Genomic DNA, 22,410 nt, shown 5'->3' with positions numbered 1-22,410 from the left:
CGCTTTTGGTGGGGCCACTTTTGAAGGCAGGGGTTCAGTGGCAGGAGTGAAGCACGGGGTTCTTCCGGTGCGCTCGTCGGCTCGGCATGGTTGGCCACTTTTTCTGGTGCCTGTTGGGGTCTGTTTGGTGCTGCTGGCCTTCGGTCTCGCCAGCGGAACAGGAACGACGACGGCGCAACTCGCGGGTGACTTGGCGATCCTTCTCGCTGCACTCACCGCGCTGACCACCCACACCCTCGCTGCCCGGCGACAACGGGACAACAGCGCTGGCCGGTGGTTCATCGTGGCGGGCTTGGCCGTATGGTGCGCCGGGCAAATCGTGTGGACCATCAACGGCATCACGCTCGACCACCATTACCCCTTCCCTTCCTTCGCTGACATCGGTTTCGTCTGGTATGCGCTGCCCACATCCATTGGACTTGTGCTGCTGTTGAGGGGCCAGGGGCTGCGCACTTCACTGCGCCGCACCATCCTGGACGCCGGCGTGGTGGCAAGCTCCATGTTCTTCATCGCATGGAGCTCCGTCCTCGGATCCTTGGCAGCAACCACCGACCAAGACGCTTTTGCCCAGGCAACACAAATGGCCTATCCCATTGCTGATGTGTTCATGGTCTCCGTGGTGATCGTCCTGACAATGCGCGCGGCCCGCGGCCGCCGGCTTCCCTGGCTGAGCCTGGGAATTGGCTTCTGGATCCTTGCCATAACAGACCTGGCCTATATGAACTTCACGCTCCAGGGCATCACGGGTGTCACGGGCTCCCCGCTGGCGCTGGGGTGGGTGTTCGCCTTCCTGCTGGTGGGGCTCAGCCCGTTGCTCCCGGAAGCGGACAGCACGCGCAATGATGGACGGGCCTACGCTGCCGCCCTTGAACTGCTCCCCTACCTCCCTGTGTTCAGCGCCGTGTTCTTCTCGCGCAGCCGTCCCATCGGGGAGGACCGCATCCTGCTGGTCACCGGACTGGTGGTGATTGTCTTCGTCATCGTCCGGCAGGTTCTGATCGTCGTCGAAAATGTGACGCTGACCCGCGACCTCGAGTCCAAGGTGGCCGAACGCACTGCCGAGCTGGAGGGGCTCGGGGCAATCGTCAACTCCTCCGGCGACGCCATCATCGGCGAAACACCCGACGGCGTGATCACCAGTTGGAACCCAGGGGCGGAGCGCATCTTCGGGTACCCGGCGTCGGAGGCAATCGGCAGGAAGGGCGACTTCTTCGTCCCCGCCGAGTTGATGGAGAAGGAACGAGGGGCGTTGGAAGCCACTGCCCAAAGTGGTGATGTTCAGAATTACGAGACACTGCGTAAGCGCGGAGACGGCGCCATCATTCCCGTGTCCGTCACCCTCTCCCCCGTCCGTGGCGAAACGGGTATCCGCGGTGTGGCTACGATCTCCCGGGACATCACCGAACGCAGGGCCGCAGAAACCGAACTCCTTGCGGCACGTGAAGCCGCTCTCGAAGCGAGCAGGCTCAAATCCGAGTTCCTCGCCACCATGAGCCACGAGATCAGGACCCCGCTCAACGCGGTGATCGGGTTGACGTCGCTCATGATGGATACGCCCTTGAGCGAGGGCCAGCGGCAGTACGCACAAGGCGTCAAGGGCGCCGGCGAAGTCCTCCTGACGTTGATCAACGACATCCTGGACTTCTCCAAACTCGAAGCCGGGAAAGTGGACCTGGACATCAACGCCTTCGATCCCCGGGCTTTGGTGGACGAGGTGGCGGGATTGGTTGCTGAAACCGCCCAAGGCAAGAACCTGGAACTCATCTCCTACTGCCACCCCGACGTTCCGGAACGCCTCATGGGCGACGCCGGCAGGATCCGCCAGATCCTGCTGAACCTGTCCTCCAACGCAGTCAAGTTCACTCCGGCGGGCGAAGTGGAAATCCAGGTCTCAATGCTCCGGCAAGATTCAGGCACTGCCTCCCTGCGGTTTGAAGTCCGGGATACCGGCATCGGCATCAGCGCGGAAGACCATCACCGGCTGTTCGAATCCTTCGCGCAGGCCGATGCGTCCACCACGCGCCGGTATGGAGGCACTGGACTCGGCCTGGCTATCTCGCGGCGCCTCACGGAGGTCATGGGCGGCAGGATCGGCCTGGAAAGCGACCCCGGAGTCGGCAGCAAGTTCTGGTTCGTCCTTGAACTGCCCATTGGCCCGGCCGCGTCGGACACGGGGATTCTGCCTGCCACGCTTGCCGGCCGCAGGGTGCTGGTGGTGGATGACAACGCAACCAACCGTTTGGTCCTGGAATCACAGCTGAGCAGTTGGGGCATGCAGCCGGTTGCTGTCGCCGACGCAGCATCGGCCATGGATGAATACCGCACCGCCGCCCTGGAGAGCCGCCCCTTTGACATCGCCGTGGTGGACATGTGCATGCCAGACATCGACGGGCTGGAACTGGCACGCCAAATCAATGGTGAGAACGATGGCTCCGGGGCACCGGGAATCATCCTGCTGACCTCGACCATGCAAGTGGAAAAGTGCGATCTCACCTCCGCAGGCATCCGCGAATACCTCACCAAACCCGTGCGCAGCTCCGAGTTCTACAACCGTCTCCTGCGGCTCATGGCCACGCGGACAATCGGCGCCGCTGTACACCCCGCACAACCGGACGCCCATACACCGGTGGATCCCATCCAGCGGTTGGGGAAGCTCTTGGTCGCCGAAGACAACGAGGTCAACCAACTTGTGGCCCGTGGCATGGCCAACCGTCTGGGTTACGCCGTGGATATTGTGGACGACGGCGCCAAAGCCGTTGCAGCAGCCCTTTCCGGGACGTACGCAGCGGTGCTCATGGACTGCCACATGCCAGTGATGGACGGGTTCGACGCTACCCGGGCCATCCGCGCCCGCAACGGCCACGCTGCACGGATTCCCATCATTGCCATGACTGCCGGGGCACTCAACGAGGACCGCGAACGCTGCTTCGCCGCGGGCATGGACGACTACATCAGCAAGCCCGTGGATCTGGCCAAGCTCGGGGAGGTCCTCGCGCGATGGGTACCGGAACAAGAAGAGCCGACGACGGCGGGAGGCGGCTCTGCGTCCGTCGCTGTAGTGAGCGCACTGCCGGAGATGGCGGCAGCACCGCCGTCGGACGCTGTGGTCCTGGACGTCGCGAGGCTGCAGATACTGCGCGAACTTGGACCTGCCGACGGTTTGGGCCTCCTGCCTGAGGCTATCCGGGCCTTCCGGCAGGATGCGCAGATGGCCGTGGAAACGCTGCGGTCTGCGCTGGTTGGCGAACAAGCCAGCGCCTTGGAAGCAGCCGCACACAAACTCGCCGGCGCAGCGTCCAACATCGGTGCGGTGGGCGCCGCAGCCCTGTGCAAGGATCTGGAACGGTTCGGCCGTGAAGCAGGGCCAGACCTGGCTACCCGCGGCACGCCGGTATTGGGGCAGTTGCAGGCTGAACTCTCACGGGTGGACCTTGCCCTCGAACGCACTCTCCAAGGAGCTTCATGAAAGTCCTGATCGCCGACGACGACCAGATCTCCCGGATGATCACCAAGGCCGCCGTCGAGCAGTCCGGCCACGAGTGCATCGTGGCAGTGGACGGCGACTCGGCATGGCAGCTCTACCAGGAGCACAGCCCCGAGGCAGTGGTGACCGATCTGATGATGCCCGGACTCAATGGGCTGGACCTTTGCCGCGCCATCCGGGCAGCAGAGGAAGATACCTACACATACATCATCCTGGTGACTTCCCATGGATCGCGGAAAGACGTCCTGGCAGGCATGGAAGCCGGAGCAGACGACTATGTCACCAAACCCCTTGACCCCTTCAGCCTGCACATCCGGCTCCTCGCTGCCCAACGGATCACTTCATTGCACGCGGACCTGGCCCGTTACCGATCAGCGCTCACTGAGCAAGCCCGCACGGATCCCCTGACAAAGCTGAACAACCGGCTGAAACTCACTGAAGACCTGGGCCAGTTGCACAGCCGCGAAGACCACGACTACTGCCTGGCCATGGTGGATGTGGACAACTTCAAGAGCTATAACGACATCTACGGCCACCAGGCCGGGGACGCCGCGCTGGTCGCGATCGCAACAACCCTGGCCCGCGAAGTCCGGAAGGCCGACGCCGTGTACCGGTTCGGTGGCGAAGAGTTCCTGTTGGTGCTTCAGGACCAGTCAGCAGCCACCGCCGGACTTGTCATGGAACGCGTCCGATCCGCGGTGCACGACTTACGCATCGAGCACTCCGGAGACCCCGATGGCGTCCTGACCATCAGCGCAGGCGTCTCCGCCTTCACGGATGGGCACCGAGCCGGTACCGAGCAACTCCTGCGGGAAGCCGATCTTGCCCTCTATGCAGCCAAGGCCTCAGGCAGGAACCGGGTGACCTTGGCCAGCGCCCTCAGCCCGGAGTGAGCCGGGCCAGCGGAACTGCCGGACACAGTCGCTCGGTCCCCGATGAAGGTTTCGCCGGGCAGGAATGTGAAGCGTCACCACCGAGGCAGTTGGTCCGGCGTCCAAAATCAGCATGTTCCTGTCTGTATGACGTTGTTCTGGTTGATGTTGCCGGTGCCGGGTGCGACGTAAATACTCCCGGCTGCACACGCCCTGTTGTTGGTGGCAACCACGTTCGTGATCGGGCCTTGGGCGCCGAAGTCACCGACGTGTATGGCGTCATAGCTGCCGTCTGGGAACGCGTGGCCGGCTTTCAAGTCGTGGATGTAGTTACCGGTCAGGGTCACCCCGTTGACCGCCCCGGTGCCGTTGTCGTAGTAGCCGGTGCGGATACCGTACGGCGCCCCATAGAACTCGTTATCGGCGATTTTCAGGTTGTAGATGGAGTGGTTACCGACGGCCAGTTGCATGCTGTTGCCCCGGTGTCCGCCCCGGACCTTATTCCCAATGTAATTAATGTCGTGGGTGGTTCCGTTGATGGTGTGGGCTACGAGCCCGTCGTCGCCGTCGGTTCCTACGCGCTGGTCGATGGTATTGCTGATGACATCGCCGAAAGATGAGTCCAGGACGTGTATGCCGTCGAGCTGGTCGTATTTGCCGCTCGTCGCGACGATGGTGGTGCTGCTCTTCACGCAAAATTTTGTGGTGGCGACGGCGACGATGGAGTAAGTGAAGGGGTTCCTTACGTGTACCCCATCCACGACATTGTTGGAGCCGCCCCGGATGTCAACGACGTACTCGTCCAGACGCCCGCTCATGTTGACGCTCGCTGCGAGGGTGTTGCCCGAATGGTCCGCTGTGAGGTTCGTGATCGTCGTGTTCGTCGCGCCGTTGGTGGTGACGATTGGGTAGCCACCCGACGGTCCTTTTGTGGCCAGGAAGTTGGGGCCCGCTTTGAGAATCGTACCGGGGCCGGTGCCCTGCAGTTTGACGTTGTTCGCCATCCGGAGTTTGCCGTTGATGATGTAGGTCCCGGCGACGAGTTTGACCACGCCGCCCCCGGCTGCACCCGCGGTGTTGATGCGTTTCTGTATGGCGCTCGTGTCGTCTCCGGCGTCATTGACGGTGGTGGTGACGGTGTAGGCCGTGGTTGCGTTGCTGCCAGTCGCGCCGCTCTTCGTGCACACTGCTGACGCATTGGTGGGTGTGGACGTTACTAATGCCGAAGGTGCCTGGATGGCGGTTGCTGTCGGCGTCGCCGTAGCGGGAGCAGCAGGGACCCCGGCCAATGCGAGTGACGCGACTGCGGCAGCAACCACGAAAGCTGAGCACCGCCGTCGTGATTGCGCCCAAGTGCGGCGAATCGGCTGTCCCGAATCAATGTCAACAGTTCCCACTGCAATCCCCCAAAGTGCCAAAACGCTCAGCCAGCGCCGTCGGCTGGAGTCTACATTTGGACACGCGGGCCGGGAAAACCCCGCGCGTGGACTTGTGGATAACGTCCGCGAAGTCATCATGCGGCCTCGTTGGTATGTCCAGGCACAAAGTAGGTTTCCGGTTTCTGTGGAATCTCCCCGCCAGGGAACAGGGCGTCCGCCTGCGTTGCGTACTGCCTGATCCGCCCTGGTTTGGCGTCCAGTCCCGTGTCCCAGGTCCACGGCACAAACCCCATTTTCGAGATCTGCGGTTGATTCGGAGCCACCGCCAAGTCATAGGGGAAGTCTGAGTACATCACCACGTTGTCCGGGTGCCCCTTTCCCACCTCCCGGGTGATCAGGTGGTCCACATGTCTTCCCACTCCCGCAGGGCAGAAGAGCAGCTCGGCTTTGGTCTGCGCCATGAGACCGGCAACATCTCCCCGGAGCTGGCGGATGAGCGCATGATCGCCCCTGGCGATCCGGCCCAAGGCGATGTCGAACCGGTAGGTAGCGTAACGGTGGTTGAGTTCCGGAAGAAGCCGGTCCCAAACGCTGCTCCCCAGCAGAGCTGGCTTGCGCCGACGTCGAAACAGCGCATCCACTTCACCCAAATGAACGGACTGAACTCCCATGTCTGCCAGCACAGCGCGGTCCTCCGACTGCCTGGCCTCGAAGAGTTCCCCAGCGTCCGGCACGGTACATTGGCGCATAAAGGACTGTGCCGCCCGTGTGTGGGGTGCCGGCCCTGACTCTGTGAAAAGAGTAGCGACGATGATCTCGCGTCCCTGGGCTTGGGCTTCGATGAGAGCGCCGCAGGACAACACCGCGTCGTCCAGGTGGGGTGACAGGAACAGCCAGGGTGCATCGCCTGCCATGGAACGTTCAACTCTGGATTGCAGCGGCATTCAAGCCCTTTCAGCGTGGCGGGATTTCGTCAACCGGGTTGGAGGAGTCATTAGTTCCGTGAGTGCGCTGTTGTAAGCCTGTGCTTGCATGTCAGCGAGCGCATCCCAGCTGTAAGCGGCGGCGAACGACCGTCCTTGCGCGGCCACTTCCTCCAGGCCGGCCTGCGGGTACCGGCGGGCGATCTCGTCTCCCAGCGCCTGAACGTCGAAGGCGTCAACCACCCATCCTGTACCGGGCGGAATGATTTCCCTCAGGCAGGGGATATCGAAGGCGATAACGGGAGTACCCGCTGCCAGTGCGTCAATGGCCACCAAGCCGAACGTCTCGCGCCGGGAAGGCACCACCAGAAGCCGGGCATCGCTGAGCGCTTGGACCTTCTTGTCCCCGGACAGCCACCCGAGCATCTGCACGCGCTCGGAAAGACCGGCGTCCCGGATGGCCTTGCGCAGCCGCTCCTCATCCGGGCCGGTGCCGGCGATCAGCAGGTTCCCGTCGATCCTGTTACAGGCGTGCGCCCAGGCTTCCAAGAGGAGATCCAAGCCCTTGTGCCCGTACTCCAGACGCCCCAGGTAGAGGATATCCTTCCCCAATCGGGGTTCGCTGGTCCAGACGGCGGGATCCACTCCGTTGCCGATCACGTCCACATGAAGGTCCGGGTTGAGCTCCTTCAAGCGGTCGCCGATGCCCTGCGAAACCGAAATGAGCCTTCGGTGCTTTCGGACGCCCAGCCGCTCAATCCAATGCAACGGCAATTTATACTGCCGTGCCTTATCCCTGGCATGAAGCCACTGCACAACGCCGATGGTGGGGCGCTTGGTCCAGAGCGGTGCGGCCATGGTGGAAAACGGCGCGAAAAAATCCTCCACCACCAACTCAGCAGTTGACCGGCGCTTGCGTACCTCCAGAGGCAGCCTGACAACATACGCCACCAACCTGGTCAAACGGTTCCGGCCCGTTCCGAAGCCGATGGGTACATAGTGCACACCGTCCTCCACCCGTTCCTGCCAGCCCGGATACCGTGCAGTCAGTACCGTCACAAGGAAGCCTTTGGCGGCCAACCGGCTGTTGATCTCATGGGTCCTCACTGAACCCCCGCCCGCCCCGGGCATGCGTGGATCTTCAAACCCCAAATGTAGAACTCTCATTGCTACCGTTCCGTCCCGTAGTCCTTGTGGGGCACCCCAACGTTGGCCGCGGCCGCTGCATCGAGAGCAGCGGGATCCACGTACCAAATGGTGGTTTCGCCGTTAGTGGGGCCAAGTGCTGTGACCATGGGAGATGCATGGTCCTTCAACCACGCCAGCATGCTGGGGTTAGCGTAGCCATAGCCTTGGCTGGTGGGCTTCGACTGGGTGAGGATGTAACTCACCCCTTGCTCTTTCATCAGCGGCGCCGACGGCCAAATACCAAACCGGGGATCATGCATATAGGCGAAGTGACCCGTGCTGTTGGTGACACTGATCCGCGCACCGGCAGGCAGATTGGCCTGCACCCAGTCATTGGCCTGGACAAAGCCGTTGTCCACCGTCAGTGCGGTGCGGATTCCCAGCACCATGGTCAACGCCACGTAGATCACACTGACGACGGCAAGTGCTTTGCGGCCCTTGGGGTACCTCTCCCGGAGTTCCACCACCACCAGGACCGAACAAATCACACCGAACACCATGACGCCGTATCCGTACTGTTCCTCAAACGTACCGAACACGGCGCTGTAAGCACCGGCAGCTCCGAGTGCCAAGCCTCCCAGCCCGATGAGACGCCGCCCGGCGTGGTAGCTGAAACACAGCAGTAAGCCCACCACTGGGCACAAACCCAGGAGGATATAGCTGGTACCGAAGTGTCCGCTCTGCTCGATCAGCCGGGAAACGATGCTCGGTGAGCCCTCGGACGTGAAGCCAGTGGTCTTCTCTACACCCGACATGCGCAGCAGCCCGTTGCTCTTGGCCCACACCCAGCTGGGGAAGTGACCATGGGCGGCCACCACAATCAGGTAGATCACGTAGGGCACGAAGCCGGAGGCTGCTACTACGAGTCCCTTACGCCAAGGGACTGTTCTCTTCCACACGATGGCCGCAAGTACCGGTGCAACGGTGCTGATGAAAAAGAAGTCCTTGCAGAGGATGGAGTAGCCAAGCAGTAGTCCGGCTGTTGCCAGCCGCAGGAACGAACGCAGTTTGCTCTGTGGCTGCCGGTGGTCCACCAGAAGCAACAATCCTGCCAGCCCCGGCACCATGGCCGAGGTTTCAAGGAACGCATGGCTGTTGTTCCTCAGGATGAATGGTTCGAAGGCCAAGAGCACGGCAGCGAGCCACGCGGCAGTGGGAGTGGCCAGCTTGCGCACCAGCAGGAAACCAAGTCCTACGGTCAGGGCACCCATCACGCCGTTGAGCCAGCGCAGTTGGAGCGTCACCTCGATGATCTCGCCGGTGATTCCGAAAATCTTGATGACCCCGGCTTCCAGCAGAAAGTACCCCGGCGGGTGGAGGAAGAACGGCCCATCAGGCAAGGTTGGGAATTCTCCGGCGCTGACGGATTCACCGAGTCGGACATACAACAATTCGTCCACCCACAGTTCGAAGCCCCGCTCAAGCCCAAGCGCGCGGACGCCGAAGGCGCCGGCAACCACCACGATAAATGCGGTCAAGTTGCCCGATAGCGCCCGCGCGACCCAACTGGCCCGTGGGCTCGTTGAAGGTGCTTCGAACCTGACCCGGCGGCGGGTAGTTTCGCCGGAGGTGCCAGCCTGCCGTCGTCGTCGTCGAATTCTGAAGTCGTTTCTGTGCGGCAGCAGGCCGCGTTGATGGGCGAGGACCGCCAGACCACTGACAGCGGCCAAGGTTAGCCAGGCGAGGGGCTGCAGGTGGGCGGCCACCGCCAATGCCACTATCAGGACGCAGGCCAGAACCAGGAACGGGCCGGCTCCCCTGCCTGGGTGTGCTGCCACCAGGACGGGTCGCGCCAGCACCGCCAGAACCAAGCCCGCCAGGACGGCGCCTGCTGCGGAGCCCACAGCCATGCCGGTGACGGCATTCAGCTGCCAACCGAGCCACAGGCCGCCCACCACCAGGACGCAGGCGCAGGCGAGGCCGATCTGGCACCGGCGATAGGCCCGCAAGGCAAGGAGAACGGTGGAAAGGGCCATCAGGACCGCGTAGCCCAGGCCCGAGGCAGCCAACCACGGCAGGAGCCCCAGGGAGCCGTGATACTTCTGCGGAACGATCAGTCCAGCCATGAGCGGTGGCGCAGTGGCGATGATGGCGAAGGCCACCACGGCAAGCTGGCCAAAGGCAGCAAAGGCAGCGCCAAGAACCTCCCCTGCCTTGGCACCGGGTGTGCGCAGCAAGGGAAAAGCCACCAATGCTGTGCCGGCCGCCACGTAGACAGGCCCCTTGGCGATGGTGGCAAGCGCCTGGAAACCTGCAGCCGCAGGAGAACCATTGTCCAGGAATCCCACTACCACCACGTCGATGCCCACCAGCACTGAGACAACACAGAGAACGGAGGCGATATCGCTGGTCTCGGCCCATCGCCATTTCTCCAGCAAAACCCGCGGCCGCCATCGTAGGTCCTGATAGAAGGACCACGGCACTACCAACGGCGCAAGGCACCCCACCACGAAACCGAAGACCGCACCCCCGGCACCCCAGGCCATCACAATCACCAGCAGACTGAAGACGAGCCTGAGGAGAACCTCGCCGATGGTGGAAATGGCGTACCAGGTGAAGCGGAGTTCGCCCTGCAACCAGCCGGCAGGTGCATTGGCCACGAAGATGACAAAGGCTGCCAGCGCCACCACTCCGGCCAAGGCTGGGTTGGCGAGCGCCAGGGTCACGCTGCCTGCAATGATCGCCGCGGCAATTCCCGCAAGGCAGGACACAAAAACGGCGAAGGCAACACCGTTCCGCCGCTCGTCAGATCCTTCCGGGTGTGCGGCTACGACATGTGAGAGGGGAAGCGGAACCAGAGCGTTGGCAACGATTCCCACGACTCCCAGGATCATCGCCGCGGCGGCGAACATCGTGTAGTCCGCCGTACCCAGCATGTTGGCCATGAGGAGAGTGCAGGCGTAGCTCATCACTCCGACTACTCCTGCGGACACGGCGAGGAAGCCGCTGTTTTTGGCGATTTTTGCGTCGTGTTCCGGAGCCATGCGCTTAACCCGGGGTCTTTCCCTCACGGCCAAGGTCATTGTTTCCTGGGATGGATTCACCGTTGAACTACCGCTACGGGCCGTCAAGGGCGTCGGCTGGAGCGAAGGCGCTGCCGGGACCAGCCAGCAACACGGTGCGTCCGGCGGAACGGAGTTCCGCGGCCGGCACGCCGATCTTCTGCATGGCAGCGAAGGCCTCGAATTCGTCACGACCCTTCATCAATACCGAGACGTATCCATCATCAGTGCCGGCAACTTCATCCGTGCGGCGCAGGATGGACGGCAGATCGGCGCCTTCCGGCAACTCGAAGCGCACCAGGGTGGACAGATCTGAGTGGCGGGAACGCGGATCCCCGCCCTCCCGACGTATCCTCTCTTCCTCCATCAGCACTCCAGTGAGCAGCCTGGTGCTACGGTCCCAGCTGAAGTGGCCGGCCCACTCCCGGCACTCCACCGAGACATTCCTTGCAGCGTCCGGTTCACTCATTGCGGTGAGGGCCTCAACCATGGCGGTGCCCAATTCCGCGGGTGTGTCCACGAGCCAGCCGGTCCTGCCATCGACCACGGAGTCCCGAATGCCCGGAACACGCAAGGCCAGGCAAGGCACGCCCCACGCCGCGGCTTCGATCACCGAGCAGCCCCAGCCCTCCGAGGCTGAGGTGGAAGCCGTCAACCAAGCCCGGCTCAGCAACTCGTCGCGGACCTCGTTGGGCTGGTAGCCATGGAATGTCACTGCGTGGTCCAGTCCGAGGTCCATGGCGAGCTGCTGCAGGCGGACCCCTTCCGGGCCGTCGCCCACGATGTCCATCCGCAGTCTTGGAACAGTGCGCGCAGCCACAGCGAACTGTCCCAGCAGCAGGTCCAGCCTTTTGTGGGGTACCAACCGGCTGACGACGGCGATGGTCGGCTGCACCGCGCGGGGATTCACCACCGGGGGAATGGCCGAGGTTCCGTTGGGCACAACATGGATAGGACCCGAGAAGCCGAGCCTTCGAAGTTCCAAGCGCGTGGAAGGTGACACGGCCACCAAGGAGCGTTGCCCGTAGACCGTTTTGGCTCCCGAGCTTTCCAGGAACCGCCCTATAGCGGCCAATGGGGGCGAGAACCTGGTACGGAACTGCTCCTGGTGGACGTGGTGTACCAATTGAACGATCGGGATGTCCCGGGGCAGGAACAAAGGCGAGAAGAACGGAATCCCGTTCTGGCAATCCACCACGGCATCAAACTGCCCGCTTGTCCTCAAGAGACGGAGCGCAGAATGTCCGTAGATTGACAGCGCGCCACCAGCACGCAGGATGCGGACGCCGTCGATGACGTCCTCGGCCGGCTGGCCGGCGTCACGGCCTGTGAACCACGTGACCTGAACCCCGCTTTGGACCCACCTTTTGGAGATCTCATGCATGTACTGCTCCGCTCCGCCAGCATTAGAGTGCTTGACGTCGCGCCAGTTCAGGACCAGCACGTGCTTTCCAGCGAGGTGGTTCGGGGAATTCAGGTCAGGCAGGGCATAAGTCATGGGGTTGCTTTCTGAAGTTGGATCACCGAAGCGAAGCTGGCGACTCCGTCCTGAAAGGGGCGGAACGTCGACTTGGCTCCGTCCGTCCATGCCACTGGCAGTTCGATAATGCTGGCGTCGTTGTCCTGAAGCCGAAGAAGCAGCTCAACGTCGAAGGCGAACCCTGTGCTGCGGCACTGCACCATGGCAGCAGTGAGGGCATCGCGTTCGAAGAACTTGAAGCCGCACTGGGTGTCCTGGATGCCTTTGACTTTGGATCTGGTGAGCACCCGGAAAGCCTTGCCACCCACGCGCCGTCCGAGTTGTTGGGGCCGGACGAACCTGGAACCGGGAGCGTGACGGGATGCGATGACCGCTGCTGCTCCGTCGGAAAGGTAGGTCATGGCCTCCGTGAGCGTTTCCACAGGCGTGGCGAGGTCTGCATCGAAGAAGCCAGTGAACCGGGACGTGCCGCTCAGGAGGCCGCGCCGAACTGCCGCTCCCTTCCCGCGGAGGGAGCACCCCACCACGGAAATTGGTACGTCGTCCCCTTTCTCCCGGGAGATCCGGCGGACCACCGCTGCGGTCTCGTCCACGCTGCCGTTGTCTACCACCACAATGCGGGATGACCAGGGCTGGCCGGCCAGGAAATCGACAGTCTGCGTCAAGGTGCCCGCAATCCTGGTGGCCTCGTTGTAGGCCGGAATAACAACCTCAAGATCCACCGTGGAACGGCGCATGGAGTCCAGATGTCCGCGTGCCTGAAGACTCCCTCTCCTACCTATGTCCACGCTGCTTTTACTCATGTGCTCACTCTGCGATGCAAGCGGAACCATCTGAGCCTCCAAATATCCGGGAACGGTACGAAATTGTGCTCGCTTATAAGCAGTGCGGGTAACGCGCAAGTCATGACGCCAATCCCGACGCTCCGCTTCAAGTCATGCGGAGCTATCACTACGGCGGACTGTTCCCGGCGCTCTGAGCGAAATTGCTGGTTCGGTGTCTGGACGCGTCGATAGAGTGACCACATGAGCCACATTTCCTCCCCGCCCGCCACTGCCACGGAATCAGCAGTCAAGCCTCCCGTCGCCAAACTGGTACCCACCCGCCGCGAACACCACGGCGATGTCTTTGTGGACAACTACGAGTGGCTAAGGAACAAGGAATCGGCCGAGGTTGTGGACCACCTCAAAGCAGAGAATGCCTACCAGGAGGCAGTCACCGCGCATCAGGAACCATTGAGGGAGGCGATGTTCCAGGAGATCAAGGGCCGCACGCAGGAAACGGATTTGTCCGTGCCTGGCCGCAAAGATGGCTGGTGGTATTACAGCCGTTCCGTGGAGGGCAAGGAGTACAGCATCCAGTGCCGTGTCCTGGCCCAGGACACCGGCGATCCTGTGGCGGACTGGACTCCCCCATCGGTGGAAGCAGGCGTTGGGCTTCCCGGCGAAGAAGTGCTGCTGGACGGCAATGTTGAAGCCGAAGGCCAGCCCTTCTTCAGTGTGGGTGGCGTTGCGGTGACCGTGGACGGCAACCTCTACGCCTACGCAGTAGACAACTCCGGCGACGAACGATTCACCCTCCGGATCAAGGACTTGCGCACCGGCCAGCTCCTCCCGGACGTCATCGAGGACATCTTCTATGGGGTGGCATTCTCCCCGGACGGCAGCCGCCTCTTCTACACCGTGGTGGACGATTCATGGCGGCCCTACCAGGTGAAAGCCCACGTCCTGGGCACGCCGGTCAGCGAGGATGAGGTCCTTTACCAGGAGGACGACGTCGCCATGTGGCTGGGCTTCGATCTCTCCGCCGACCGCCGTCATCTGGTGCTCAGCATCGGTTGCTCCGAGTTCAGTGAAACCAGGCTGCTCCGCTTCGACGACTACGACGCCGGCCTCAGCACCGTCATTTCCCGCGACCACCACGTCCTCTACGAGGCTGAGCCCTTCCTCCTGGACGGCAAGGAGACCCTTCTCCTGACCCATAACAAGGACGCCATCAACTCGATGGTGAGCCTGGTGGACCCGGCCGAAATCGCTAAGCCGCTGGCAGAGCAGGACTGGCGGACCGTCGTCGGGCATTCCGATGACGTGCGCGTCAACGGCGCTGGCGTGACGTCCACGCACCTGGTGCTGTCCGTCCGCAAGGACACCATCGAGCGGGTGCAGGTGCTGCCACTGGCGGGCATGGGCACTGCGGCCCAGGGCGTTCCCGTTGAGCCTGCCTTCGACGAGGAGCTCTATACCGCCGGCGTATCCGGTTCCGACTACGAGGCCCCCGTCATCCGCATGGGCTACACCTCTTACTTCACTCCGTCGCGCGTCTACGACTTCGTATTGCCCACCGCGGAACTTCCGGCCGGCCAGCTGCTGCTGCGCAAGGAGAGCCCGGTCCTTGGCGGCTACTCCGCGGCGGACTACGTCGCCACCCGTGAATGGGCAACGGCCGACGACGGCACCCGGGTCCCGCTGTCAGTGCTGCGCCACGCGTCGGTGCAGCAGGACGGCACGGGCGCAGGGCTGGTGTACGGCTATGGCTCGTACGAGATGAGCATGGATCCGGGGTTCGGCGTGGCCCGCTTGTCCCTCCTGGACCGCGGCATCGTCATGGTGATCGCCCACATCCGGGGCGGCGGCGAATTGGGCCGCCAGTGGTACGAGGACGGCAAGAAACTCACCAAGAAAAACACGTTCACGGACTTCATTGCGGCCACGGATTGGCTGGCTGGATCGGGATGGACAGACCCCGCCCGTATCGCTGCGATGGGTGGTTCCGCCGGCGGCCTGCTCATGGGTGCCATCACCAACATGGCCCCGGAGAAGTATGCTGCCGTGGTGGCACAGGTGCCCTTCGTGGACGCACTGACCACCATCCTGGATCCCGAGCTGCCCCTGTCCGCATTGGAATGGGAGGAATGGGGCAACCCGATCACGGACCCCGAGGTCTACGCCTACATGAAGTCCTACACCCCGTACGAGAATGTGGAGGCAGTGGCCTACCCCAAGATCGCTGCGGTGACGTCCTTCAACGACACCCGTGTGCTGTACGTCGAGCCGGCCAAGTGGGTCCAGGCGCTGCGCTCCGTATCCACAGGGGCAGAGCCCATCGTCATGAAGATCGAAATGGACGGCGGCCACGGCGGCGCGTCGGGCCGGTACGTTCAGTGGCGGGAGCGGGCATGGGACTACGCGTTCGTGGCCGACTCCGTTGGTGCCACGGAACTCCTGCCGGGAGCCGGCCTGAAGTAGGAGTTTTTGTACAGCAGATGACCTCATGAAGGCCTTTTGAGGGCATTAGCTGTACAAAAACTCTCAGCGCTGGCGGGCCCGGAGCAGCGCGTAGTAGCCCGGTATCACATCGGGGGCAGAGGGGTTGCTGAGCGGGCGCGTCTCAATGCTCGCCGCGCCTTCCTCCATGAGGTTCCAGGCCGCCGTCGGGAAGGCCTTGGCCCGTTGCCCGGCCCCGAAACGGCCCGGCATGGGCAGCCCCCGGATGGCCCACTCAAGCGGGCCGGGGATGGAATCACGTGTGGCGCCGAGGTGGCTGACGTAGTCCACTGGTGTCCCGGGGAAGTTGGTTTCGGCCAGGAACACGCTTCCTCGGGACCCGACGACGGGCAGCAGGTTCGCAGCCAATGCTGAGCGGCCGCTACGGTCCAGCACGTGCAAAACACCGCGGATGAAAACGTTCGCGTCCCCTGTCCAACCGGCCGCTTCGAGTGCCGTCGCGACGGTCCGGGCAGCGTCGGGTCCCGTCATGTCACACACGGCAAATGACGCGTTTGTGATCTCTGATGACTCCAGCCGGGCACGCTCCACGGCGTTTGCCGAGTAATCGAGCCCCAGCGCGTGGGGGAAGCGCTGCGCCAGCAGGCGGGTAAAGCTGCCGTTGCCGCAGCCCACGTCCACCACCGGCAACCCCGGGTCCAACTGCGCCAATTTGGGCAGGTAGCCGTTCAGTTCGTGGTCACTGCCCGAGTCCCACAGGACGTCGCCCGTAGCCCCGGTTGAGCGGATGTTGCCCCAGAACTGGTCCCACGCCGTGCGAGGGTCCTTCGGGGCGGCGGAAGAAAGCCTGATGAGCCGTGGAATCAGCAGGTACTTCCTCAATGCGGAGAACATTCTCCAAATATAGGTGGCGCTATGCCTCCGCCAGCCACTCCAACGCTTCTGTTTCGGATGTGAAGAATTTGGTGGGGCACGGCGGTTTCATGATCCCCAGGAAAAAGTTGGCGATGACCCTGTCTACTGGGGAAGAGCCCCATAGTGCGATGCGGTTGGCCTGGCAGGGTTTGGCGAACACAGAGCGGGCACCGCGGGTGACGTCGTCCGTAGTGGCCATGTCCACAATCATCGGGTGGCGCTCGTCGCCACAGATCTCATTGACCCGGTCCATGGCTCTCTGGGCGTCCGGTTCCTTGATCCTGGCGCCACGCGGCCACGTGAGGCGGAGGATTCCCGGCTCTTCGAGCTCCAGCTCGAACGTCACCTCTTGGGGGTCCTGCGGTGTTGCTGGGCGGTCCACATTGCTCCTAGCAGTTTGGTGCTGCTGCAGGAGAGGCGGGCATGACTCTCTTGCTGACTCCCTCAAGGCTGTCGAATCGCGGGGCCAAAGTAAAGGCGTGTCCCACGACTCATCGGACCCATTTGATCTGCGGCCACGTTTGTCCCCAACGCCGCTGATAGGGTGTTGCCACATCACGAAATACCGTGAATGAAACGTTGGAACGGAAGGGGCTCAGTGGGCGAGACCGTTGCCGACGTACAGCATGCCCGCACCGCCGTAGTGGCGGATTCAGACAGGGACCGTTTGGCCGCGACCACGGCTGCCCTTGCCTCCGCGGGATTCAACGTTTTCCCTGCGCCGGACGGCGCGACGTTGGCCTCCCACCTCCAGCGCCACTCCCCCACGGTGGTAGTGGCCGCGGGGGCCCTCGCCCATGGACTCCGGAGCCCGGGAGTTCCGGTGCTGCTGATCCTCGATGCGCAAGAGACCATGGATTTTGAGGAAGTGGTGTCCTGGCGGGTAGCCGATTACGTGATCAGCCCCGTGCGTCCCGGGGAACTGGTGCACCGGGTTGAAACCTTGATTGGCCGGGCCAAGGAACGCGCACGTTCCCGTGGTGAAATCGAAGCTCTAAGGGAAAGCCTCCGGAATGTCTCTTCGGCCATCCGGGAGACCAATGACCCCCAACTGATCGCGGACCATGTGGTCCGCGGATTCGGCGAAGCCCTGGGCCTGGATCACGTGTGGTTCGCAACGTTCCGGGATGAACGTGTTCCGAGTATCCGCGCCCAGTGGAACCGTCCTGGCCTCCCGTTGCTGCCCGCGAGGCTCGGCGAGAGTGAGAACCTCATCACTGAAACGGCCAACAGGCTGTGGGCGGAGGCGGACGTCCTCGCCGTTGCGGACCACCGGGAGGACCCGGACTCAAACGTTGCCAAGGCGCTGCGCGAGTGGTCCGGCAATCTCAGCCCTGTGTCCACCGTGCTTCTCCCTGTGGGCGAGGGTGCTTCCGCGATGGGCATCATCCTGCTGTCCACTGTGCAGGAGCGGCATGAGTGGACACGCCCCGAGATCGCGTTGATGCAGCACGTGGCGGGGAATGTGGCGCACGGCCTCATCCAAGGCCACCTCATCAGCGCCCAGCAGCGAGTCCTGCACCAGCTAAGGCAGTTGGATAAGGCCAAGACCGACTTCCTGGCCACCGTAAACCACGAGCTGAGGACGCCCCTGACCTCCATCACCGCTTACCTGGACATGATCCAGGACGGTTCCGGCGGCCCGGTTCCCGAGGGCATCAGCAAGATGCTGGATGTCATCGCCCGGAACTCCAACCGCCTCCGCAGGCTCATCGAGGACATGCTGACTGTGTCCATGCAGGATGGCAGCAACCTGGACCTCAAACCGGTGGACATCGCCAAACTCCTCCAAGTGGTGGTGGCAACGCTCCGTCCGCTGGCGGAGTCCCGTCATGTTTCCTTGTCCTTTACCGAGGGGACCGAGGACATCGAGGTCACCGCCGACGAAGCGAAGCTGGAACAGGTATTCACGAATATCGTGGCCAATGCCATCAAGTTCACCCCTGAGGGTGGTCGGGTCGGTATCACCAGCTCGGTTTCAGCCTCCGAGCATGGTGGACTCGCCCTGGTGCGGATCGCCGACAACGGCCTGGGAATCCCTGAGCACGATCTCCCCCACATCTTCACCCGGTTCTACCGCGCTTCCAATGCCACCTCCGCTGCGGTTCCGGGCAGCGGACTCGGGCTGGCAATCGCCCACGACATCATCAGCCGCCATATGGGACGCCTTCTTTTGGACTCCACCTTGGGGGCTGGGACCACGGTGTCAGTGGAGTTGCCGGTGGGCGGGCCGTAGTCCCCATCGGCTGTGACAGTTCTGTCAACGTACTGTCCGGAGATATGCCTTGCCGTCACTAATGATCGACATGCGGAGAAACAAAAACTGATGCCCCGGGCAGCAGCCCGGGGCATCAATTTACGTCATATGGCCTCGAGAGGCGCTCCCCAATGTTTAGTTCGGCCACCAACCGATGCTGGTGGTGTTCGTCTTCGTGGTGGTGGTGCTGTTTGGCCACCAGCCGATTGCCGTGCTGTCCTGCGTAGGCTCGGCATTAGCCGGGGCAGCGAAACCCGTTACTGCCAGAACCGCCGCCATGAGCAGGGTTGCCGCAAATTTTTTCATCCGCTATGCCCTTTCGTACTGATGCGAATTTGTTGACTTGTGACTTGAATAAAGTCACGGTGCAAACTATACGAGCTTTTCTTCCGCAATGACATGGATAATGAGCATATGCAAAGTCCCCATCTCGCCTCCCACCTCGTTGCCGGTCTCACGGCACGCGCCAAATGGAAGGAACGGGACTTCGACGAGGCCTTTCGCTTGGCAGACGAAGCGGCCGGGTTGGCCACGATTGCCGGGGATGACGAATCGTGGTGGAACATGCGCTACCTGCAGGCTGAATGCCTCCGGGACCAAGGCCGCATTGAGGAGTACCTCAGCCTGGCCATGGAGCTCAACGATCACACCCTGACTGCATCTTCCCCCGAGCTTGGTGCCAAAGCAGGAACCATGGTTGCCGTGGCCCTCCAGGGCCTGGGACGGCTTCCCGAAGCTGCAACGATGGCGGCCGACGCGGCGAAACTCGCCGCCGGGGACCCGGACCTGGTGTATGTCCAGATCCTTGCCCAGCGGGCCTTGATCGCCGCCTTGGCAGAGAGCCGTCTGCTGGACGACGCCTGGCGGGAGTGCCTGGCATTGGAAACCCTGCTGACTGATGACGTAGATGAAGACACTGCGGGCAAAGGCTACTGGGTCATCGGAAACGTTGCTTTCCTGGCCGATCGCGTTGCCGACGGGGGTCTGTATCACGATCTCGCGGCCGAGAGGCTGTCACCGTCAAAGGACGTCGATTTGTGGGCGCGCTTCAACAGGGCTTCCGCGGAAATGCGGCTTCAAGCAAAACTCAGTGACGCAGCAACCCTCCGCTGCATAGAAAGGGCCGAGCTCGCCACGGACATTGTGGGTGGATCGGAACGGGACCACTTGGAAATGTCCTTGGTCCGCGCCCATTGGTATTTCCTCAGCGGCGATTTGCAGCAGGCTGCCGGCATCCTTGAACCCCTGTGCGCCAGGTCCTCCATTCTGGCCACGCAAACCTCCGCCGAGGCACATTTCCTTTTCGCCCGGACTTTGCTTGAATCCGACAGGCGTGACGATGCGCTTGCTACGTTCGAAGAAGCTGCCATGCTGTTCGAACAAGCAGCGTTGCCCGAACGCAGCGCAGCTGTTCGGGAGTATCTTCGCCATACCGATGAGCAACGAGGCGGGCCACACGGGGGTTGAGCATGTCCGAAGAGCAAATGTACTCCGCCAACGACCCCCGCTTGGGGTTGCTCTTGGAGGGCATCGTCCGGCTGGCAGCCGGGGACCTCAACACCAGGATCGAAGTCTCGGACGCACGCGATGAAATCGACGCCGTGATCATGGGCACCAACCTCTTGGCCGAGGACCTGCAGATCGTTTACGAAGAACTGGAGCAAAGGGTGCAGGCCCGGACGCAACAGCTCAATGAGGCTCACCTGGCCATGCAGCACATGGCCATGACCGACCCCCTGACAGGCCTGAACAACCGCTCTGCTTTTGCGGCCGCCCTCAATAAAGCCCAGGCAAGCGGGACGGAAAATGGCAAACGAGCGGCCATCCTCTTGCTGGACATGGACGGTTTCAAGGCGATCAACGACTCCTTGGGGCACACCATCGGAGATAAGGTCCTGGAAACGGTGGCCAACCGCATCAGCGGTGCGGTTCGTGAGCAGGACATGGTTGCCCGCATGGGCGGGGACGAATTCGCAGTACTGATCCCGGATGTGACGCCCGCTGTGGCTGCCTCCATTGGAAACCGCATACTCGCTGCAGTGGTGGGTGTGATGGAGATCGAGGGACAGCACCTGCGGTGCGGCGCCAGCATGGGCCTCCGGATGGCTGACCCCGGCCAGCGCGCGGAGGAACTGATGATGCAGGCGGACATCGCCATGTACGAGTCCAAGGCTGACGGACGTGGCAAGCTCAAGGTGTTCGAGCCGGCAATGCTGCATGCCCGACAGATGCGGAACCAACTGGTGGGCGAGCTCAAAGAGGCAATCGCCGCTTCCCAACTGGTGCTGTACTACCAGCCCATCATCCGGCTGGACACCCGGGAAATCGAAGGCGTGGAGGCGCTGGTCCGCTGGAACCACCCCACACGCGGCATCATCATGCCGGATGACTTCATCCCCATCGCCGAGGAAACGGGAATGATCTCCGATCTGGGCGGCTGGGTGCTCCGCACCGCCGTCGAGCAGTTGAAGCAATGGCGCACGGACCCACTGACCTCGGGCCACAACTTCACCATGCGCATCAACGTTTCCGCGGCGGACCTCCAGCGGCTGGAGTTCATCGAAGACGTCCGGGAGGCTTTGGCCTCGGCCGGACTGGACCCCTCGCTCCTGGTCCTGGAGCTGACCGAGAGTGCTGTCATCCAAGGCAATGACCTGGACCGTTACACGCTCAACAGCCTGCGCCGGTTGGGGGTGGGCCTGGAGATCGACGACTTCGGCACCGGCTACTCTTCCATCAGCTATCTGCGCCAGCTCCCCGTTGACACCGTCAAAGTGGACCGGACACTGCTCTCCGCCCTTGGCAGCGACCCCTCCCAACCCGCCCTCCTGGCTGCTGTTCTGCAGCTCATCCGGGCGTGCGGGTTGGCTGCCGTGTGGGAGGGGATCGAAAACGCTGACCAAGCCGAATATCTGCTCGGCATCGGGTGCACCAGCGGCCAGGGGTACTACTTCAGCCGGCCGCTGCCCGAAGCGGAACTGACGGAACAGCTGAAGCACCACAAGACGTGGCCCGTCAGCTGATGGTCCGCGTCCACGGATGGTGCCGTGTGCGCCACTCCGAGTCCAGGATTGCGTAAATGTTCTCAGTGGCCCATTGGCCCTTGTAATGCCAGTTGTCCACCAGGCTCGCTTCGAGCCGCATGCCCAGGCGCTTGCAGATACCCGCCGACCCGGCGTTGAGTGCGTCCAGCTTGGCATCGATGCGATGGAAGGACAGTTGCTCGAAGGCCAACTTCATGACGGCCTCCGCGGCCTCAGTGGCAATCCCCTGGCCGCGTCCCTCGGGATGGAGTATCCAGCCCAGCTCACCCTGCCCTGTGCCCTCCAGCCACTTGAGCACCACTTCGCCCATCAAACCAGGCTGGTCCTTGCGCTCGATGGCGAGGCAGATCCAGTCTCCTTCGTTGTTGAATTCGAAGTTGGCGTAGCGGCCCAGGACTTCCATGGACCTGGTTTTGGTCAGTTCGTTGCGCAAAAGGAACCGGGCAGTTTCGGGGAGTGACTGGTATCCGTGGAAGCGATCAAGGTCCTCGGCTTCAAAGCGTCGCAGGATGAGTCGTTCGGTGATGATGGGAAGCTCAATTTCGGGCATGTGTCCGAGGCTACTAGGTGCAGGCGAATAGTGGCCCAGTCTTGACACGTGACGCGATCTGGGATTACCTAATGAACATTCGGTAAATAAAG

At 62.6% G+C, this 22,410-nt stretch carries 16 protein-coding genes; 6 read left to right on the top strand and 10 right to left on the bottom strand.

The genetic code is table 11. From position 1 onward, the window contains the following. Positions 1-37: 37 nt before the first annotated feature. On the top strand, positions 38-3,466 hold the full coding sequence (locus N7568_RS07115; RefSeq protein ID WP_439898967.1) for a response regulator: 3,429 nt from the start codon (positions 38-40) through the stop codon (positions 3,464-3,466). Continuing rightward, complete coding sequence (locus N7568_RS07110; protein WP_261609193.1) at positions 3,463-4,377, top strand: GGDEF domain-containing response regulator; 915 nt, start codon at positions 3,463-3,465, stop codon at positions 4,375-4,377. Before N7568_RS07115 ends, N7568_RS07110 begins: the two co-directional genes overlap by 4 nt. Before the next feature lie 107 nt (positions 4,378-4,484). On the opposite strand, the gene N7568_RS07105 is transcribed toward N7568_RS07110, so the two are convergent. The 6 genes from N7568_RS07105 to N7568_RS07080 all read right to left on the bottom strand — a co-directional run bounded on the left by N7568_RS07105 (position 4,485) and on the right by N7568_RS07080 (position 13,131). Next, the gene (locus N7568_RS07105; RefSeq protein ID WP_261609192.1) at positions 4,485-5,675 is read right to left on the bottom strand and encodes a glycoside hydrolase family 55 protein; all 1,191 of its coding nucleotides are present in this window, start codon (positions 5,673-5,675) and stop codon (positions 4,485-4,487) included. A 194-nt stretch (positions 5,676-5,869) separates the two neighbouring features. Then, complete coding sequence (locus N7568_RS07100; protein WP_261609191.1) at positions 5,870-6,649, bottom strand: PIG-L deacetylase family protein; 780 nt, start codon at positions 6,647-6,649, stop codon at positions 5,870-5,872. A gap of 30 nt (positions 6,650-6,679) precedes the next feature. After that, the gene (locus N7568_RS07095) at positions 6,680-7,765 is read right to left on the bottom strand and encodes a glycosyltransferase family 4 protein (protein WP_368736510.1); all 1,086 of its coding nucleotides are present in this window, start codon (positions 7,763-7,765) and stop codon (positions 6,680-6,682) included. Positions 7,766-7,827: 62 nt separating this feature from the next. After that, positions 7,828-10,830, bottom strand: a complete 3,003-nt coding sequence (locus tag N7568_RS07090) for an oligosaccharide flippase family protein (RefSeq protein ID WP_261609190.1) — start codon at positions 10,828-10,830, stop codon at positions 7,828-7,830. Positions 10,831-10,903: 73 nt separating this feature from the next. Continuing rightward, complete coding sequence (locus N7568_RS07085; protein WP_261609189.1) at positions 10,904-12,346, bottom strand: glycosyltransferase family 4 protein; 1,443 nt, start codon at positions 12,344-12,346, stop codon at positions 10,904-10,906. After that, positions 12,343-13,131 (bottom strand): glycosyltransferase, encoded by a 789-nt coding sequence (locus tag N7568_RS07080; protein ID WP_261609188.1) that lies wholly within the window; start codon positions 13,129-13,131, stop codon positions 12,343-12,345. The genes N7568_RS07085 and N7568_RS07080 overlap by 4 nt, the downstream gene beginning before the upstream one ends. A 222-nt stretch (positions 13,132-13,353) precedes the next feature. On the opposite strand from N7568_RS07080, the gene N7568_RS07075 reads away from it, so the two are divergent. Continuing rightward, on the top strand, positions 13,354-15,573 hold the full coding sequence (locus N7568_RS07075; RefSeq protein ID WP_261609187.1) for a S9 family peptidase: 2,220 nt from the start codon (positions 13,354-13,356) through the stop codon (positions 15,571-15,573). A gap of 63 nt (positions 15,574-15,636) precedes the next feature. On the opposite strand, the gene N7568_RS07070 is transcribed toward N7568_RS07075, so the two are convergent. Together N7568_RS07070 and N7568_RS07065 are read right to left on the bottom strand one after the other, a co-directional pair. Then, complete coding sequence (locus N7568_RS07070) at positions 15,637-16,446, bottom strand: class I SAM-dependent methyltransferase (RefSeq protein ID WP_261609186.1); 810 nt, start codon at positions 16,444-16,446, stop codon at positions 15,637-15,639. A 19-nt stretch (positions 16,447-16,465) separates the two neighbouring features. Continuing rightward, entirely contained in the window at positions 16,466-16,849 is a 384-nt protein-coding gene (locus N7568_RS07065; protein WP_261609185.1) for a DUF7793 family protein, read from the bottom strand. 216 nt (positions 16,850-17,065) lie between these two features. On the opposite strand from N7568_RS07065, the gene N7568_RS07060 reads away from it, so the two are divergent. Further along, complete coding sequence (locus N7568_RS07060) at positions 17,066-18,703, top strand: GAF domain-containing sensor histidine kinase (RefSeq protein WP_261609184.1); 1,638 nt, start codon at positions 17,066-17,068, stop codon at positions 18,701-18,703. A gap of 156 nt (positions 18,704-18,859) precedes the next feature. On the opposite strand, the gene N7568_RS07055 is transcribed toward N7568_RS07060, so the two are convergent. Then, complete coding sequence (locus N7568_RS07055) at positions 18,860-19,030, bottom strand: hypothetical protein (RefSeq protein ID WP_261609183.1); 171 nt, start codon at positions 19,028-19,030, stop codon at positions 18,860-18,862. Between the two features lie 108 nt (positions 19,031-19,138). On the opposite strand from N7568_RS07055, the gene N7568_RS07050 reads away from it, so the two are divergent. Further along, a complete protein-coding gene (locus N7568_RS07050; protein ID WP_261609182.1) occupies positions 19,139-20,191 on the top strand; it encodes a hypothetical protein in 1,053 nt (350 codons plus the stop codon). Positions 20,192-20,193: 2 nt separating this feature from the next. Beyond that, a complete protein-coding gene (locus N7568_RS07045) occupies positions 20,194-21,747 on the top strand; it encodes a putative bifunctional diguanylate cyclase/phosphodiesterase (RefSeq protein WP_261609181.1) in 1,554 nt (517 codons plus the stop codon). Here N7568_RS07045 and N7568_RS07040 read toward each other — a convergent pair. After that, positions 21,740-22,318: a GNAT family N-acetyltransferase gene (locus N7568_RS07040; RefSeq protein WP_261609180.1), complete on the bottom strand. Its 579-nt coding sequence runs from the start codon at positions 22,316-22,318 to the stop codon at positions 21,740-21,742. The genes N7568_RS07045 and N7568_RS07040 overlap by 8 nt on opposite strands. Positions 22,319-22,410: the final 92 nt, after the last annotated feature.

Source organism: Paenarthrobacter aurescens, assembly GCF_025421775.1.
Lineage (GTDB): Bacteria > Actinomycetota > Actinomycetes > Actinomycetales > Micrococcaceae > Arthrobacter > Arthrobacter aurescens_B.
The sequence above is the reverse complement of the archived record's forward strand: the minus strand, read 5'-3'. Positions and strand labels throughout refer to the sequence as shown.

Excerpts from the sequence above, each read along its gene's own strand:
- N7568_RS07110 (WP_261609193.1), top strand. The coding sequence starts at position 3,463 with ATGAAAGTCCTGATCGCCGACGACGACCAGATCTCCCGGATGATCACC.
- N7568_RS07100 (WP_261609191.1), bottom strand. The coding sequence starts at position 6,649 with ATGGCAGGCGATGCACCCTGGCTGTTCCTGTCACCCCACCTGGACGAC.
- N7568_RS07090 (WP_261609190.1), bottom strand. The coding sequence starts at position 10,830 with ATGGCTCCGGAACACGACGCAAAAATCGCCAAAAACAGCGGCTTCCTC.
- N7568_RS07085 (WP_261609189.1), bottom strand. The coding sequence starts at position 12,346 with ATGACTTATGCCCTGCCTGACCTGAATTCCCCGAACCACCTCGCTGGA.
- N7568_RS07080 (WP_261609188.1), bottom strand. The coding sequence starts at position 13,131 with ATGAGTAAAAGCAGCGTGGACATAGGTAGGAGAGGGAGTCTTCAGGCA.
- N7568_RS07075 (WP_261609187.1), top strand. The coding sequence starts at position 13,354 with ATGAGCCACATTTCCTCCCCGCCCGCCACTGCCACGGAATCAGCAGTC.
- N7568_RS07070 (WP_261609186.1), bottom strand. The coding sequence starts at position 16,446 with ATGTTCTCCGCATTGAGGAAGTACCTGCTGATTCCACGGCTCATCAGG.
- N7568_RS07055 (WP_261609183.1), bottom strand. The coding sequence starts at position 19,030 with ATGAAAAAATTTGCGGCAACCCTGCTCATGGCGGCGGTTCTGGCAGTA.
- N7568_RS07050 (WP_261609182.1), top strand. The coding sequence starts at position 19,139 with ATGCAAAGTCCCCATCTCGCCTCCCACCTCGTTGCCGGTCTCACGGCA.
- N7568_RS07045 (WP_261609181.1), top strand. The coding sequence starts at position 20,194 with ATGTCCGAAGAGCAAATGTACTCCGCCAACGACCCCCGCTTGGGGTTG.
- N7568_RS07040 (WP_261609180.1), bottom strand. The coding sequence starts at position 22,318 with ATGCCCGAAATTGAGCTTCCCATCATCACCGAACGACTCATCCTGCGA.